Raw genomic sequence first — 14,330 nt, 5'->3', positions numbered from 1 at the left:
TGGCGATTTGAGGTTGAAAGCCTTTTATGCTGAAAACAATCTTATGCCGAAAACCTGCTACAGGCGCAGCGCGGCTTCCATGGGGGTAACGCCGAAACGTTTACCCAGTGCGATCAGCTCTTCGGTCGAGATCGTCTGCTTCTTACCGCCCATCGATATCACTTTCACCATCACTTCGGCGGATTTTTCTGCGGTATCGATCAGGCCGAAGGCGTCGTCCAACGTCGGGCCGGTGCCGAAGATACCGTGGAAGGGCCACAGCACCAGCGAATGACGCTGCATTTGTTCGGAGGTGGCATCGCCAATGGCATCGGTGCCTGGCACCATCCACGGTACAATTCCCACGCCGTCCGGGAAGACGACCAGACATTCCGTGCTGCCTTCCCACAGTTCGCGGGTGAATTTAGCGGTATCCAGCTCCAGCACATAGCTCAGGGCGATCAGGTTGGTCGCATGGCAGTGCATGATGACGCGATCGTGCCCGTGGGTCACCCCCATACGCACAATGTGCGACTGGAAATGCGAGGCGAGTTCAGACGTTGGCAGGCCGCCGTTGGTGAGTCCCCAGAAAATACGATAGCCTTTGCCGTCGCTATCGACCTGCAACACGACCAATGAATCGGCCGGATCTAACTGAACGTTGCGGAAAAATTTGCCGGAGCCAGTGACGATAAACCAGCAGTTGGCCAGCGCGGGCATCGGCTGTGATAGCGCTTCATGGCGCGGCTGCGGGTAGAAATCGCTTTCATAAGGCGTCACATCCTCAGCCGTCAGGCGCAGGCTGACGTTACCGCCGTTACGTTCGTCCCAGCCTTTGAGCCACATGTCGCTGGTGGCTTTAATCATTCCCTGTACAAACCAGGAAGAGAGAATTGCTTGCATAGTCTTACCCTTGACGTTGAGTGAGGATGGTTTCTTCATACTGACGCACCTGTTGCAGCCATTCGCTGCCTGGGATGACGTCATGACGCTGGCAGTAGTGCTCCCACACGGCCTGCCACGGTAGCGATTTTTGCTCTTCCAGCAGGGCCAGACGCGCGGTGTAATCGCCGTTTTGTTCCAGCTTGCGCAACGTTTCTGTGGGTTCCAGCAGCGCGCGCAGCAGGGCTTTCTTCATATTGCGCGTGCCAATAACCCAGGCGGCAATGCGGTTGATCGAGGCATCAAAGAAGTCGAGCCCGATATGCACGCGATTAAGCAGCTTATGGCGTACGATTTCGTGTGCGATAGCCTGCGTTTCGTCATCCAGCAGTACCACGTGGTCGCTGTCCCAGCGTACGGGACGGCTGACGTGCAGCAGCAGGCGCGGGACGTAGAGAATGGCACTGGAGATCTTGTCGGAAATAACTTCAGTCGGGTGGAAGTGTCCGGCATCCAGACAGAGCGCAGTGCCGCGGCTGGCCGCGTAGCCGAGGTAGAATTCGTTGGAGCCGACGGTAAAACTTTCCGCGCCGATCCCGAACAGTTTGCTTTCCACCGCGTCAATATGGTGCGCCTGATCGAGCGGCTCGGCGATGATCTCATCCAGCGCGCTGAGCAGCCGCTGGCGGAACGCCAGACGATCGATGGTCAAGTCTTTCATGCCGTCCGGCACCCAGATGTTCATCACGGACGGCGTGCCGAGTTCGCGACCAAAGTAGGCAGAAATCCGGCGACTGGCCTGACAGTGCTCAATCCAGAAGCGGCGTACTTTTTCGTCCGGGTGCGATAGGGTGAAGCCGTCCGCGCTCAGCGGGTGAGAAAAGCAGGTCGGGTTAAAATCCAGCCCGAGCTGGTGGCGTTTGGCCCACTCCACCCAGGTGCGGAAATGCTCGGGGGCAATTTCATTACGGGCGACGGGTTGCGCGGATTCCAGATAGATAGCGTGCAGGTTCAGCCGCTTGGGGCCGGGAATGAGCGCAAAGGCTTGTTCCAGATCGGCACGCAGTTCATCCGGCGTGCTCGCTTTGCCGGGGTAGTTACCGGTGGCCTGAATGCCGCCGGTCAGTGGCCCGCCGGTGTTCTCGAATCCGGCCACATCGTCACCCTGCCAGCAGTGCATTGACACCGGGATCTGATCGAGCTGTTCCAGCGCGGCCTCTACGTCAATGTTCAGGCTGGCGTAACGCGCTTTCGCCAACTGCCAGGCGGTTTCAATTGGTGTGCTCATTGCGTGGTCTCCTTTTTGCCCTTCGGGGCGGTTTCTGGCTGGCTGAGCGCCTGAAAACGACGCCAGTGCCCGGCAAAATCACTCTCCGCACGCGGGGTATAGCGATGCAGAGGGAAGTTATGAGTCAGCATGTTCCGGAATGCGGCAAGGTCGGCGACGGCGCCCAGCGCCATCAGTTGGCAGCCGATATTGCCAAGCGTCGAGGCTTCGACTGGCCCGGCCAGAACCGGAATCTGGCACACATCGGCGCACAGCTGGTTCAGGAAAGCGTTCTGGCTGCCGCCGCCGACAATGTGCAACTGGCGGATCGGTGCGTGGCGCAGTTCGCCCAGTTCCAGAACGACCTGTCGGTAGAGCAGCGCGAGGCTGTCAAAGATGCAGCGTGCCAGCTCGGCATCGCTGTGGGGCACGGGCTGGCCGTGCTCACGGCAATAGTCGCGGATCGCCTGATGCATGGACGGCGGATTGATAAAGCGCTCGTCATTAGGATTAATCAGGCTGACGAAGGCAGGCAGGGCGGCGGCGGACTGAATTAGCGCGCCTAAATCCTTGATGTCACGTTCCTGACAAACCCGCTGTAGCAGCCACAGTCCCATGATGTTTTTCAGCACCCGATAGGTGCCGTCTACGCCGCCTTCGTTGGTGATATTGGCAGCCAGCGCCTGCGGGCTGTTAAATGGCGTGTCGCTCTCAATGCCTATCAGCGACCAGGTGCCGGAGCTGAGATAGGCGCTGTCGCGGCTCTGCAATGGCGCGCCGACCACCGCACTGGCGGTATCGTGCGTGGCGACGGCGGTGACGGGAATTTGCCGTCCGCTTGGTGCTGTCCAGTTTCCCACGGCGTGCCCCGGCTGCACTGGCCCGCTCAACCAGTGACGTGGTACACCCAGATAGTCCAGCAGCGTGCCGTCCCAGGTTTTCTTTTCGAGGTTAAGCAGTTGGGTCGTGCTGGCGTTGGTGTATTCGCAGATCAGATTCCCCGTGAGACGATAGTGAAAATAGTCAGGAATCATCAGCAGGTGTGCCACCTGATTCAGGTTTTCAGACGGCGCATCACACAGCGCTTTAAGCTGGTACAGCGTATTAAACGGCAGGAATTGAATACCGGTGCGCTGATAGATCGCCTCACGCCCCAGCTCGGCGGTGACGGTAGCCATCACGCCGTCGGTGCGGTGGTCGCGATAGGAATACGGCAGGCCGACGCGCTGCCCGTCCTTATCCAGCAGCACATAGTCCACGCCCCAGCTGTCGATCCCGATGCTATCGGGGATGATCCCCATGGCATCGATTTGGTGTAATCCGATGAGGATATCGCGTTCCAGCGCGGCCAGATCCCACTGGTGATGATTGTCCTGAAACACCAGCGTATTGCTGAAACGGTGAATTTCTTTCAGCGTCAGATGCTGCGTTGCGGTGTGCAAGGTTGCCAGCATGACCCGACCACTAGATGCACCTAAATCCACCGCCACGATATTCTTCACCGCCATAGCCGCACTCCTTATTGTTGGATGTGTTGCAGTGTAAAGAGCGGTAACGGCAGCCACCTTCCTATGAGTGCCATCAACAACTGGCGGCTGGCAAAATGACAAAGCTGACCGTGAAAGGGCTCACAATCTGGGAAATTATTCAGGAAATAACCACGAAAAAATCAGGGAAAAAGCGGTGTGATCCTTACCACACTTCAATCAATTGGGCGGTGCGATCTTAAAAAAAGAGCAGCCAGATGGCACGTGGGTGACGGTAATTGAAGGTCGGTTCTGTGGCTTCTGGCTACCCTTTTTCAAAGGCCGCATTTTTGCCAGAGGCCGAATGGAGAACTGAAATGACGTTACTTCTTGGTGATGATTTTTTTACTTCGCGTGCCGTAACGGTGGCGGTAGAACCGCGCACGCCGCAAACGGCGTTTCCTGAGCACTACCATGATTTCTGGGAAATTGTGCTGGTGGAACAGGGCGCTGGCGTCCATGTGTTTAACGATCAGCCCTATGCACTGTGCAGCGGTTCGGTGTTCTTTGTTCGCGATAACGATCGGCATCTGTTTGAAGACGTGGAAGGACTGTGCCTGACCAACATGCTGTACCGCTCGCCGCGCGGGTTCCGCTTCCTTTCCGATATCGCCGCCTTCTTGCCGTATGGCCCGAACGGCGAGTGGCAGGGGCAGTGGCAGGTCAATGCTGTGGGGATGCAGCAGTTGAAGCAGTCACTGAACAGTCTGGCAGAGCTGGCGCAGAGCGATGCGCCGGAAGCGATTGCCGCCAGTGAAAGCCTATTTCTGCACATTCTGGTGCAGTTGCGTCAGCAGTGCTTCCAGACGCAGGCCAACGGCTCCGAACGTCAGGGGGTGCAGGCGCTGCTGGGCTGGCTGCAAAACAACTACAGCGAAGAGGTGAACTGGGGCAGTCTGGCCGATCGGTTCTCGCTGCCGCTGCGCACGCTGCATCGCCAGCTCAAACAACACACCGGTATGACGCCACAACGCTATCTGAATCGGTTAAGATTACTGGAGGCTCGTCGGCGGTTGCAGCAGAGTGATGACTCTATCACTACCATTGCGCACGCCTGTGGATTTAGCGACAGCAATCACTTCTCGACGCAATTCCGCAAGGCATTCTCGCAGGCGCCTAAGTCACTACGCCATCAGGCGTTTTCTCGTGAAGAGTAGGTAACAGCAACCGCGGGTGAGGGAATGGCGACAGCAATACGGGGTTTGAAATTACAGACTGAAGACTATTTCCTCACCGACAAGAATGCCGTGATGGTTGCCGAACGGCACCCGCAGCCAGCGTTTCCGCTGCATCATCATGATTTTGACGAACTGGTGATTGTCTGGCGCGGGAATGGCCTGCACCTCTGGAACGATGTGCCTTACCGCATTACCCGTGGCGATATGTTCTATGTCTCCGCGAACGATCGCCACAGCTATGAGTCCGTCAACGGGCTCGAGCTGGACAACATTCTCTATATCCGCAATCGCCTGACGTTATCTGCCGACTGGCAAATGTTACTGCCGGGCGGGGAACGTCCACAAAGCCAGCGGCACTGGTGTTTAGGCTCCGAAGGCATGGATACCCTTCGTGAGAAGGTGGATGCGCTGAGGCAGGAGTGTATGAAATCCGATGCGCTGTCGCTGCAACTGAGTGAAGCGCTGCTGTTGCAGATTGCGCTGCTGGCGGCGCGCTATCGTCACACGCCGGATAATCCACAACTGGCCGATGCGCACCAGCTGGATATGTTGATGAATGCGCTGCGTGCCAGCATTGCGACACCGTTTCGCTTTGAAGCCTTCTGCGAGCACCACCACTTCAGCGCCCGCAGTTTACGTTCGCGCTTTAAAGAACAAACGGGCATGAGCGTGCCGCATTACCTGCGCCAGCTGCGGCTATGCAAAGCGATGGAACTGCTGCGTTATGACCTGCAAACCATCGGCGACGTCGCCGCGCTGTGCGGTTTTGAAGACAGCAACTACTTCTCTGTGGTGTTCCATCAGGCGTTCGGCGTCTCGCCCAGCGCCTACCGCCAGCGCTTCCTGAATGTGGAGTGACAGCGCTTAGCTATTGGGTGCGATGAATCAATGGCGGGTTAATAGTGGTAGCGGCAGGCAGCGATCATCATGGCGTCATCGGTGATGGCATAAACCAGACGATGTTCTTCGGTGATACGGCGCGACCAGAAACCAGCAAGATTATGTTTAAGTGGCTCTGGTTTTCCTTTTCCCTCAAAAGGTGTTCTGCGCGTTTCTTTTATTAATTCATTGATTTTTTTGACCATCCGCTTATCGATGTCCTGCCAGTACAGGTAGTCTTCCCATGCTTCTTCTGACCAGATTAGCTTCACTCAATGATATCTCTTTCTTCGCCATTGCCAGCCTTAAGGCTCTCGATTGAGTTCATCAGTCTTTTTGCATTTGCTGGTGAACGCAGTAAATACGCGGTCTCCTCTAGAGAGTTATATTCTTCCAAAGACATGAGCACGCAGGCTTCACCATTCTGTCGAGTGATAAGAATGGGAGCACGGTCTTCGACCGTTTTCATCATGGTCGCCGATAGATTTTGTCGGGCTTCACTGTAGCTAATTGTACGCATTTGTACCTCCTGATATGTACTTATCATTGTACAATGACGTTGCGTTTTTAACCACTCAATCCTTCGTCAACAGCGCTACTCCGCCACCGTTGAAAGCAGCAGGCGCGTGTAAGGGTGTTGCGGCTGATTGAAGATCTGCTCGACCGGCCCCGTTTCTACGATATCCCCGTCTTTCATGACCGCGATGCGGTGGCTCATGTGCTGCACTACGCCCAGATCGTGGGAGATGAACAGCATCGTCAGCCCCAACTGGCGTTGCAACGCGACCAGCAAATCCAGCACCTGCGCCTGTGTGGTGACATCCAGCGCCGAGACCGGTTCGTCGCAGATCAGAATCTCGGGTTCCGAAGCCAGCGCCTGTGCGATCGAGACGCGCTGGCGTTGCCCGCCAGACAGCGCTCTGGGACGACGGCTCAGCAGGTCGGGCGTCAAACCGACATACTCCAGCAGCGTCAGAATGCGCCGCTGTTTCTCATCGTCGCTGAGATCGCGGCGCAAACGCAGCGGCTGGTTCAGAATCTGTGCGACGGTAAATTGCGGGTCGAACGAACTGAGTGGATCTTGTGTGATCGTCTGAATGCGTGCGCGCAGCGGTCGACGTTCACGCTCTGTTAATGTGCTCCAGGCATTGTCCACGAGTCGGACTTCGCCGCTGTCCGGCTTTTGCAGCGCCAGAATGACTTTGCCCAGCGTGGTTTTGCCTGAACCGGATTCGCCGACGATGCCCAGCGTTTCACCGCGCTTGATCTGGAGAGAAACCTGATTGACGGCCTGCATCCGGCTGCCGTCCGGGCGTTTGAACGACACCGCGATCCGATCCGCTGACAGAACAATAGCGTCATCGGTGCTGGCGTGATCCGCTGCCAGTGAAGCCGGTGACGGGGCAATACCGTTCTGTAGTGGGTCGGTACCCGCCAGCCATTTTCCCCGTGTAGAAGCGGTGGGTATCGCCGCCAGTAATTTTCGGGTGTAGGGATGTGTTGGCGCTGACAGGAGTTGCCGCGCCTCACCGCCTTCGACTAGCGATCCTTGTTGCATGACGATGACACGATCCGCCACTTCTGCGACAACGGCAAGATCGTGAGTGATCAGTAAAACGCCGTGTCCTGCCTGCGCTAAGGCGGTGAACACCTTCAGCACCTGTTTTTGCACCGTGGCATCCAGCGCGGTAGTCGGTTCATCGGCAATCAGCAGTTGCGGGCCTGCTGCTAATGCAGAAGCAATAAGCGCACGCTGGCGCAGTCCGCCAGACAGTTCGTGCGGATACTGCGCCGCGCGATGCTCTGGATCGGGAATACCTGCTTTCGTCAGGAGTTCGGCTACGCGTGCAGGAACCTGCTGGCGAGGCAACAGGCGGTGGGTCAGAATCGGTTCGGCGACTTCCTGCCCGATCTTGCGCAGCGGGTCGAGAGACACCAGCGCATCCTGCAAAACAAAGCCGACTTCACGGCCGCGAATCGCTCGCCAGTCGCGATCGGTTAGATAACGTAAATCACACAGGCTGCCGTCATGGCGAGTGAGTTCAATGGCGTTGGCCTGTACATCAACGTTTTCACCGGCCAGACCCACCAGCGTGCGAGCGGTGACAGATTTTCCTGAACCCGACTCGCCGACCAGCGCCAAAATTTCGCCGGCATTTACCTGAAAAGAGAGGTTCTTAACCGAACGAATGGGGCCGAAAGGGCTGGGAAACGTGACGCTCAGGCCGTCTACGCGCAGCAGCGGGGTTTTCGCGGATGCGTCTGAAGCGGTATGAGAGGGGTGAGAATGTGTGTTCAGGCTCATCGTGCCTCTCCTTTTGCCAAAATGGCCTGTAAACGACGTCCCAGCAACGTAATAGAAATCACCGACAGTGCAACGACGCTGGCGGGCAGCAGGCTAACCCAGGGGGCGATATCAAGGAAGTTACGTCCGTCAGCCAGTAGCGCTCCCCACTCGGCGGTCGGTGGAACGACGCCCAGCCCCAAAAAGCTCAGCGCCGAGGCGGATAGTACCGCGTGACCAACGCCGATGGTGGCGACAATCAGCAACGGGCGCAGCGTATTGGGAATGATATGGCGGAAAACGATATACAGCGGGTGTTCGCCCAGTGCAATCGCATGCTCAACATAGCCGGATAGCCTGACTTGCAGCACCTGAGAGCGGATCAAACGGGCATAGCCGGCAATCCCCGCCAGCCCAACGGCCAGCATGGTGTTTTCCGGACCGCGTCCCAGTACAGCGATCACCAGCAGCGCCAACAGCAGATCGGGAAACGCCAGCATGATGTCCAGCAGACGCACCAAAACCTGACGGATGCGCAGCGGCGCGAGGACTGACAAGGTGCCAAACAGCACGCCGCCGAAGCAGGCGATCAGCATCGCGCCGACGCCGATACCCAGCGACAGCGAGGTGCCGTGAACGATACGGGAAAAAATATCGCGCCCCAGTTGATCGGTGCCGAACCAGTAGGTGCTATTTGGCGACTGGAATACCGCCCCCATATCCATTTCATCGGCAGTGCGGCTGGTAAACAGCGAAGGGAAAAAGACCGCCAGTGCCAGCAGGAAAACGATCGCGGCAGGCAGTAGCGTCGCGGTGCTCAGCCACGGGCTGCGATAGGTTTTTCTGGATGGCGTCTGCGTAAAGGGCATCGGTTCACTACTCATGGGCGCTCGCCTTCTTGCGTAAGCGGGGATCGATGATGAGATACAGCGCATCCACCAGCAGGTTGATGACGACGAACAGGAACGCGGACAGCATGACGACGCCCAGCACCAGCGGCATGTCGCGGTTTTCAATCGCGCTCAGCGTGACCTGTCCAATACCGGCACGGCCAAAGACGGTTTCAGTCAGCACGGAGCCGCCGAGTACGCTTGCCAGTAGCGTACCGGTCAGCGTTGAAGCCGCCAGCGCCGCGTGGCGTAAACCGTGGCGAAAACGCAGTCGGATTTCGCTGACGCCGCGCGTGCGCACGGTGAGCGAGAACGGCTGGGAGAGCGCCTCTTCCAGACCGTCGCGCAGTACCTGACTCAGAATCGCGGCAATCGGCAGGCTTAGCGTGATAACCGGCAACACCAGCGACATCACCCCGTCGTTGCCAGTAACCGGAAACCATTGCAGGCGAAAGCTGAACAGGCTCAGCAGCACGATCCCAATCCAGTAAACCGGCGTGCTAAGCAGTGTCAGTTCCAGCCACGACACGGCGGTACGCAGCGCACCATAACGGCCTGCGGTCAGCAGCGCGCTGGTAATCGCGAGGAATAGCGCCAGAATCAGGCCGCCGAGCGCCAGCGGCAGGGTTTCATGCATCGCATCGCTAATCACGCTACCAACTGGCAGACGGTAGAGATAGCTGACGCCAAAATCGCCCTGTAGCGCCTGCCCGCAGTAGCGTAGATATTGCACCCACAGCGGCTGGTCGAGACCGAATTGTTTGATGAGTACGGCGCGATAGGCTTCATCCACCACGTTATCGCCGCCGCTAAGAATAGCGACCGGATCGCCGGGGATCAGTTTGACGGCAATAAACGTCAATGTGGCTGCGCCCCAGAGCACAGCCAGAATGGTGAAGAGACGTTTACCTAACGCGTACAGATTAACGTTTAATCCAGACATCATAGAAGTTCGGTTTTGCGTTGGTAGCCCAGCTTATGCCCTGTACCTGTTTGGACAGGCCGAGTTGGTAGGCGGGAATGTACAGTGGAACCACATACGCCTGATCGATGACCTCACGCTGTATTTCGCTATAGAGCTGTTTACGTTCCGCTTCGCCCGCGCCAATCGCTTTTCTCAGCTTGTCATTCAGCACGCTGATGCGCGTAAAGTTGTTGCCGTTCGGTGGCGCATAGGCTGAATCAAAGACGGTACGCAGAATATCCGGCTCTGCACGCACGAAGAAGTTGGAGGCGATATCGTACTCATTGGCATTGGTGCGCGTGGTGAACTCACCCGCATCAACTGGCGTCAGTTGAACATCGAAGCCTGCCTGTTTCACCTGATATTGCACCGCCTGGAACAGCGCGACATCTGCGGCTTCAACGTTGGTTGAGGCGTAAACGAATTTGACGCTCAGACGATTGCCATCTTTGGTTCGGAAGCCTTCGCCGTCTTTCTGTTTCCAGCCTGCGTTATCCAGCAGTTCGTTGGCTTTTTTCACATCAAAGCCCCAGCGGGATGCAACGCTCGGATCGTAATACAGCGTGGCCGGGCCGAGAACGTTATCGGCGGCTTTCAGCGTACCGAAGAAAGCGACTTTCACCGCTGCGTTGGTATCTACTGCGCTCTGGAATGCCTTACGCACTGCGACATCCTGGAAAGGACCTTTGGTGGTATTGAGATAGAGCACGCGGTTAACGCCCGGGTTCTCATAGGTAATCACTTCCAGCTTCGGATTGCGCTTCACCGTTGGGAAATTGGCTGGCGGTACGGCGTCAATTGCCTGAATTTGGCCGCTGCTCAGTGCGCCAAGGCGAACCGACGCTTCCGGCAGATATTTGAACACCAGACCGTCCAGATAGGCTGGGCCAGTATGCTTGGCATAACCCGGTCCCCAATTGTAATCAGGGCGTTTCGTCAGCTTACTGCCGCTGCCTTTTACAAAAGAGTCGAGAATAAACGGCCCGGAACCCACCACGGTGTTACTGGTATTTGGTGTGTTCTTCAGGTACGTCGGGGATTGAATGCCCAGATAGGGCAGGCTCAGCCCCTGTAGCAGCGCCGCAAACGGTGAGCTGTAGTGGAGCACAATCGTATAGTCATCCGGCGTTGAGATCTTGTCGATTGGGCCTAACAGTGATTTTGCGTAGCTGGAGGTGGTTTTCGGATCGAGAATACGCTCGATGTTGTATTTCACCGCTTCCGCGTCCAGCTTGGTGCCGTCGCTGAACGTCACGTCCTTACGCAGATGGAAGGTGTATTCGGTGTTGTTGTCGTTAATTTTCCAGCTTTCCGCCAGCCAGGGCGTAAAGCGATTGTCTTCCGCCTGTCCTACCAGTGAATCCACCACGTTACGCGCAATCAGCGCCGTTACGCCGTAGGCCGTAATGTGCGGGTCGATGATCGGCGTATCGCTGCCCAGACCAACATTCAGAATACCGCCAGCCACCGGTTTTTCATTGCTTTGTGCAGCATAAGCGCCGGGATTGAGTGCGAAAAGTAACGAGAGTAACCCTGCGGCGAGAGTCGTAACTTGCGGATGATTTTTTTCCATTCCCTGTGTCCTTTACCAATGACATGAGGCCATACACGGCGGTCTTTTTGCTACTCTAGAGGGCTGCCTTATGCATGTAAAAGAATAAAAGTGGATTTTCAATTCCATAAAAATATATATGCGGGAGGCGCTTACGTTCGCTATTGCATCAGGTTTTTCCTTAAAACTCAGTGGTGGTGTCGGTTTTTATCACTACCATTGATTGAAGTACCGGTTGATGCACATCAACGGTTGGAGAGTAATCCACGTATACGGAATCTTTAAGGAGGGGCTATGTCACTCACGCTGCTTGAGAAGATTGATCCGTGCTATCTGGCCTGCACGGTGCTTTATTGCCTTCTCCTGCTGGTTTGGTCGACCGCTATCGATGGCTGCATGAACAGGCGCCGTATAGCGTGTTGGCACAAGGAACAGGGGACGTCCTCACTTTATTTATGCTAATCGCTTTGCGCTCGACTGCTTCGGGTATCGCGAATCAGAGATGCTGGCGCTGCCTTCTCGACTGAGTGCGGAGGCCTCATTCCGTCGAACGGTAGCAATTGAATATCATTTTTCGCTGACATGAGTGGAAATTCGGATCGGATTTATGTGTGATGTAGTGTGAAAGAATAGGTTATTAAACTGTTATGCTTTCACAAAAAAATAACCAGGCTATTTCTTATTGATAATATTACTGGTGAATTATTATTCGTTTTCCTCGTAGGGAATATAAATTTCGGATGCGTTAGAGAATCTGGTTTTCAATTTTTGAATAAAAGTTTCACAAAAAAACAACGCGTGATTTCTTATTTTAATTTTTATAAAAATTAAAACCGTGTTCCTAATAACAAAATAACCTAGAGAGATTATCCGATAGACCAATTAACCTCTTTATAAGTGCGTAATACCTATGTAAGAATATAACCTTTAATGGTTAGATTGGTAAAAAAATGAACTTTTTTGAACAAACATCTCCATCCCGGAGACGCTATGGATTGGCTGCTTTTATTGGTTTGATTGCAGGTATTGTTTCATCTTTCGTCAAGTGGGGTGCTGAAAATCCGCTTCCTCCACGTAGCCCTACGGATATGTTTAGTAGTGCTTGTGCTCCTGAATCACTGATTAGAGCTGCCGAGCACATTGATTGCTCTCGTAATTTTCTTAACCCTCCCTACATTTTTTTACGCGATTGGCTTGGCGTTGTTGACCCTAATGCGGCTGTTTATACCTTTGCTGGCCACGTATTCAATTGGGTTGGTGTAACGCATATTATTTTCTCTATTGTTTTTGCCGTAGGTTACTGCGTTGTTGCAGAAGTATTTCCTAAAATAAAATTATGGCAAGGTCTGTTGGCGGGTGCGCTGGCGCAATTATTCGTCCATATGATTTCATTCCCATTGATGGGGCTTACGCCATCTCTGTTTGTTCTTCCTTGGTATGAACATGTATCAGAAATCGTGGGTCACCTGATTTGGTTCTGGTCTATTGAGATTATTCGTCGCGACTTGCGTAATCGTATGACTCATGAACCGGATCCAGAGATTCCGCTGAATGCTTCACGCTAGGCTGTGATTTTATTTTAGATAATGTGAAAGAGTGCGATGCTTATTATTTAAGTATCGCACTATTAATAAATCAACCTCTTCGATCTTATCCACAAACAATGCCTTTTTCGCCATGTATAACGATGAGAAAAGCGTTCGATGGGGAAATGATGGATTCAGGCATAGGCAGAAACAGAAAGTGTCATCTATTCTGTTTCATCGGTCCAAACGTCTTCATATCCTGCTCGATCGATGATGAATTTCGTCCCTTCGGGTAAAAAGAGATACGGTACGACTTCAGGCAGCGTGTCCTCTAAGTGGCTGGTGTGAAGGGCCTGATAAAAACCACTCTCGGATGAGTGCTCGCCACAGTGGATAAACCAGCTTATCGTGCCGTTTTCTGGCAATGCGATCCGGGTTCCGTAAATGGGCGAGCGTTGTAAGGTCTCTAGTGCAATCGCAACCATTTCTTCTGGAGGCTGCTGCGGTAATTGGTACTTATCGCAGGTCTGTTTCTGTCGCGCATTGGGTAGGGTTCGATCTGCTTTTTGCATGATTAGGTCCGCTGTCGCTTTTCGTACATGTCGGGATGTTCGAGATACGTTATTTCACCTGAGTGGCTAGCTATCCAGCCACCAATTTAAAAGCGTGTCGTCTTCATCGTCGTCAATATTCTTATAAATGTTCGCGAAGTACCATTGAACGCCTGTTTTTTCGCGAAAAGCGTCAAAAACGTCGGCGATCTTATCCATTCCATTCCTTGCTGGAACGGCTAATGTCAGATTTCCCTGAAATACGCCATCTAGCGTCCCATTCAGTTGACGGGCTACATCATTTTCTAAACTGGCGATATCTTCAGAGGGCAGCTCATCGGCATAAATATGAATGCAAAAATTACCGCCTCTTTTCAAGATTTCCGGGTGTGCATGTTTGTCTTTAATTCGGAAGATATCTCCACGAGCCAGGTTTAACGCAAGACCGGGGGAAGACAGCAATTCGTAAGTGTCCTTCTCGATTTCTCGGACAGGTAACACTTCAAACACGGGCTCATCGTCATGTGCTACATAGATATTAACTAACATGGGTTCAGTGATTACCACGACTTGAGTCAGTGAAGTAAAACGGTGTCACGATGTTAGCCGAAAAATACGCTTTCGTATCTTGTTTCACTTGGGGGGCAGTTTTTCATTACCGCAAGCTTCGTGCGATTGAGGGCAAGTCTGAGGCCATTGTTGTGGGTTATATTCGATCTGAATATGAGCGTAACGAAGCCTTTTGCTGAGTGTGGTACGCGAGATTATTACTGTTTTGATTACGTTGTATTAGGGAAAGCAGGGAGCCGATTATTGTTTTATGGTCACATGAAACGGGAGAAACAACCCAGC

15 protein-coding genes are annotated in these 14,330 nt (G+C 54.2%); 4 read left to right on the top strand and 11 right to left on the bottom strand.

Translation table 11 applies throughout. The features are described from left to right. Window positions 1-57: 57 nt before the first annotated feature. From rhaD to rhaB, 3 genes are read right to left on the bottom strand one after another with little or no spacing between them, the layout of a single operon-like run. Window positions 58-882: a rhamnulose-1-phosphate aldolase gene (gene rhaD, locus WCT94_RS03000; RefSeq protein WP_336867875.1), complete on the bottom strand. Its 825-nt coding sequence runs from the start codon at window positions 880-882 to the stop codon at window positions 58-60. A 4-nt stretch (window positions 883-886) separates the two neighbouring features. Next, window positions 887-2,149, bottom strand: coding sequence for an L-rhamnose isomerase (locus WCT94_RS02995; protein WP_181845053.1), 1,263 nt, complete (start codon window positions 2,147-2,149; stop codon window positions 887-889). Then, window positions 2,146-3,636, bottom strand: a complete 1,491-nt coding sequence (gene rhaB, locus WCT94_RS02990) for a rhamnulokinase (RefSeq protein WP_336867874.1) — start codon at window positions 3,634-3,636, stop codon at window positions 2,146-2,148. The genes WCT94_RS02995 and rhaB overlap by 4 nt, the downstream gene beginning before the upstream one ends. A 335-nt stretch (window positions 3,637-3,971) precedes the next feature. On the opposite strand from rhaB, the gene rhaS reads away from it, so the two are divergent. After that, window positions 3,972-4,811, top strand: a complete 840-nt coding sequence (rhaS, locus tag WCT94_RS02985) for an HTH-type transcriptional activator RhaS (RefSeq protein ID WP_336867872.1) — start codon at window positions 3,972-3,974, stop codon at window positions 4,809-4,811. Between the two features lie 24 nt (window positions 4,812-4,835). Continuing rightward, complete coding sequence (locus WCT94_RS02980) at window positions 4,836-5,690, top strand: helix-turn-helix domain-containing protein (protein ID WP_336867870.1); 855 nt, start codon at window positions 4,836-4,838, stop codon at window positions 5,688-5,690. Window positions 5,691-5,728: 38 nt separating this feature from the next. Here the strand turns inward: WCT94_RS02980 and WCT94_RS02975 are convergent, their stop codons facing one another. The 6 genes from WCT94_RS02975 to WCT94_RS02950 form a co-directional block, all read right to left on the bottom strand. Further along, window positions 5,729-5,983 carry a Txe/YoeB family addiction module toxin gene (locus tag WCT94_RS02975; protein WP_039282578.1) on the bottom strand — a complete coding sequence of 85 codons (255 nt, stop codon included), beginning with the start codon at window positions 5,981-5,983 and terminating at the stop codon, window positions 5,729-5,731. Next, complete coding sequence (gene yefM, locus WCT94_RS02970; RefSeq protein WP_039324900.1) at window positions 5,980-6,231, bottom strand: YoeB-YefM toxin-antitoxin system antitoxin YefM; 252 nt, start codon at window positions 6,229-6,231, stop codon at window positions 5,980-5,982. The genes WCT94_RS02975 and yefM overlap by 4 nt, the downstream gene beginning before the upstream one ends. Before the next feature lie 75 nt (window positions 6,232-6,306). Continuing rightward, window positions 6,307-8,016 (bottom strand): dipeptide ABC transporter ATP-binding protein, encoded by a 1,710-nt coding sequence (locus tag WCT94_RS02965; protein WP_336867869.1) that lies wholly within the window; start codon window positions 8,014-8,016, stop codon window positions 6,307-6,309. Further along, window positions 8,013-8,879 carry an ABC transporter permease gene (locus tag WCT94_RS02960; RefSeq protein ID WP_010285293.1) on the bottom strand — a complete coding sequence of 289 codons (867 nt, stop codon included), beginning with the start codon at window positions 8,877-8,879 and terminating at the stop codon, window positions 8,013-8,015. Before WCT94_RS02960 ends, WCT94_RS02965 begins: the two co-directional genes overlap by 4 nt. Beyond that, window positions 8,872-9,831: an ABC transporter permease gene (locus tag WCT94_RS02955; protein ID WP_336867868.1), complete on the bottom strand. Its 960-nt coding sequence runs from the start codon at window positions 9,829-9,831 to the stop codon at window positions 8,872-8,874. The genes WCT94_RS02960 and WCT94_RS02955 overlap by 8 nt, the downstream gene beginning before the upstream one ends. Continuing rightward, window positions 9,809-11,422, bottom strand: coding sequence for an ABC transporter substrate-binding protein (locus tag WCT94_RS02950; protein ID WP_336867867.1), 1,614 nt, complete (start codon window positions 11,420-11,422; stop codon window positions 9,809-9,811). Before WCT94_RS02950 ends, WCT94_RS02955 begins: the two co-directional genes overlap by 23 nt. 430 nt (window positions 11,423-11,852) lie before the next feature. Here WCT94_RS02950 and WCT94_RS20795 point away from each other — a divergent pair, with 430 nt between their 5' ends. Further along, window positions 11,853-11,987: a hypothetical protein gene (locus WCT94_RS20795; RefSeq protein WP_432652487.1), complete on the top strand. Its 135-nt coding sequence runs from the start codon at window positions 11,853-11,855 to the stop codon at window positions 11,985-11,987. Window positions 11,988-12,351: 364 nt separating this feature from the next. After that, window positions 12,352-12,966, top strand: coding sequence for a YagU family protein (locus tag WCT94_RS02945; protein WP_336867865.1), 615 nt, complete (start codon window positions 12,352-12,354; stop codon window positions 12,964-12,966). 185 nt (window positions 12,967-13,151) lie between these two features. Here the strand turns inward: WCT94_RS02945 and WCT94_RS02940 are convergent, their stop codons facing one another. Together WCT94_RS02940 and WCT94_RS02935 are read right to left on the bottom strand one after the other, a co-directional pair. Beyond that, window positions 13,152-13,499 (bottom strand): immunity protein Imm33 domain-containing protein, encoded by a 348-nt coding sequence (locus WCT94_RS02940; protein ID WP_336867863.1) that lies wholly within the window; start codon window positions 13,497-13,499, stop codon window positions 13,152-13,154. Window positions 13,500-13,565: 66 nt separating this feature from the next. Then, entirely contained in the window at window positions 13,566-14,027 is a 462-nt protein-coding gene (locus WCT94_RS02935) for a DUF4265 domain-containing protein (protein WP_336867862.1), read from the bottom strand. Window positions 14,028-14,330 lie beyond the last annotated feature (303 nt).

This window comes from Pectobacterium sp. 1950-15, assembly GCF_037136835.1.
Lineage (GTDB): Bacteria > Pseudomonadota > Gammaproteobacteria > Enterobacterales > Enterobacteriaceae > Pectobacterium.
Note: the sequence above shows the minus strand (reverse complement) of the source record. Positions and strands in the feature narration are given on the sequence as shown.

What these genes read in the sequence shown, in the direction of transcription:
- rhaD (WP_336867875.1), bottom strand. Translation starts at nt 882, where the DNA reads ATGCAAGCAATTCTCTCTTCCTGGTTTGTACAGGGAATGATTAAAGCC.
- WCT94_RS02995 (WP_181845053.1), bottom strand. Translation starts at nt 2,149, where the DNA reads ATGAGCACACCAATTGAAACCGCCTGGCAGTTGGCGAAAGCGCGTTAC.
- rhaB (WP_336867874.1), bottom strand. Translation starts at nt 3,636, where the DNA reads ATGGCGGTGAAGAATATCGTGGCGGTGGATTTAGGTGCATCTAGTGGT.
- rhaS (WP_336867872.1), top strand. Translation starts at nt 3,972, where the DNA reads ATGACGTTACTTCTTGGTGATGATTTTTTTACTTCGCGTGCCGTAACG.
- WCT94_RS02980 (WP_336867870.1), top strand. Translation starts at nt 4,836, where the DNA reads ATGGCGACAGCAATACGGGGTTTGAAATTACAGACTGAAGACTATTTC.
- yefM (WP_039324900.1), bottom strand. Translation starts at nt 6,231, where the DNA reads ATGCGTACAATTAGCTACAGTGAAGCCCGACAAAATCTATCGGCGACC.
- WCT94_RS02965 (WP_336867869.1), bottom strand. Translation starts at nt 8,016, where the DNA reads ATGAGCCTGAACACACATTCTCACCCCTCTCATACCGCTTCAGACGCA.
- WCT94_RS02960 (WP_010285293.1), bottom strand. Translation starts at nt 8,879, where the DNA reads ATGAGTAGTGAACCGATGCCCTTTACGCAGACGCCATCCAGAAAAACC.
- WCT94_RS02955 (WP_336867868.1), bottom strand. Translation starts at nt 9,831, where the DNA reads ATGATGTCTGGATTAAACGTTAATCTGTACGCGTTAGGTAAACGTCTC.
- WCT94_RS02950 (WP_336867867.1), bottom strand. Translation starts at nt 11,422, where the DNA reads ATGGAAAAAAATCATCCGCAAGTTACGACTCTCGCCGCAGGGTTACTC.
- WCT94_RS02945 (WP_336867865.1), top strand. Translation starts at nt 12,352, where the DNA reads ATGAACTTTTTTGAACAAACATCTCCATCCCGGAGACGCTATGGATTG.
- WCT94_RS02940 (WP_336867863.1), bottom strand. Translation starts at nt 13,499, where the DNA reads ATGCAAAAAGCAGATCGAACCCTACCCAATGCGCGACAGAAACAGACC.
- WCT94_RS02935 (WP_336867862.1), bottom strand. Translation starts at nt 14,027, where the DNA reads ATGTTAGTTAATATCTATGTAGCACATGACGATGAGCCCGTGTTTGAA.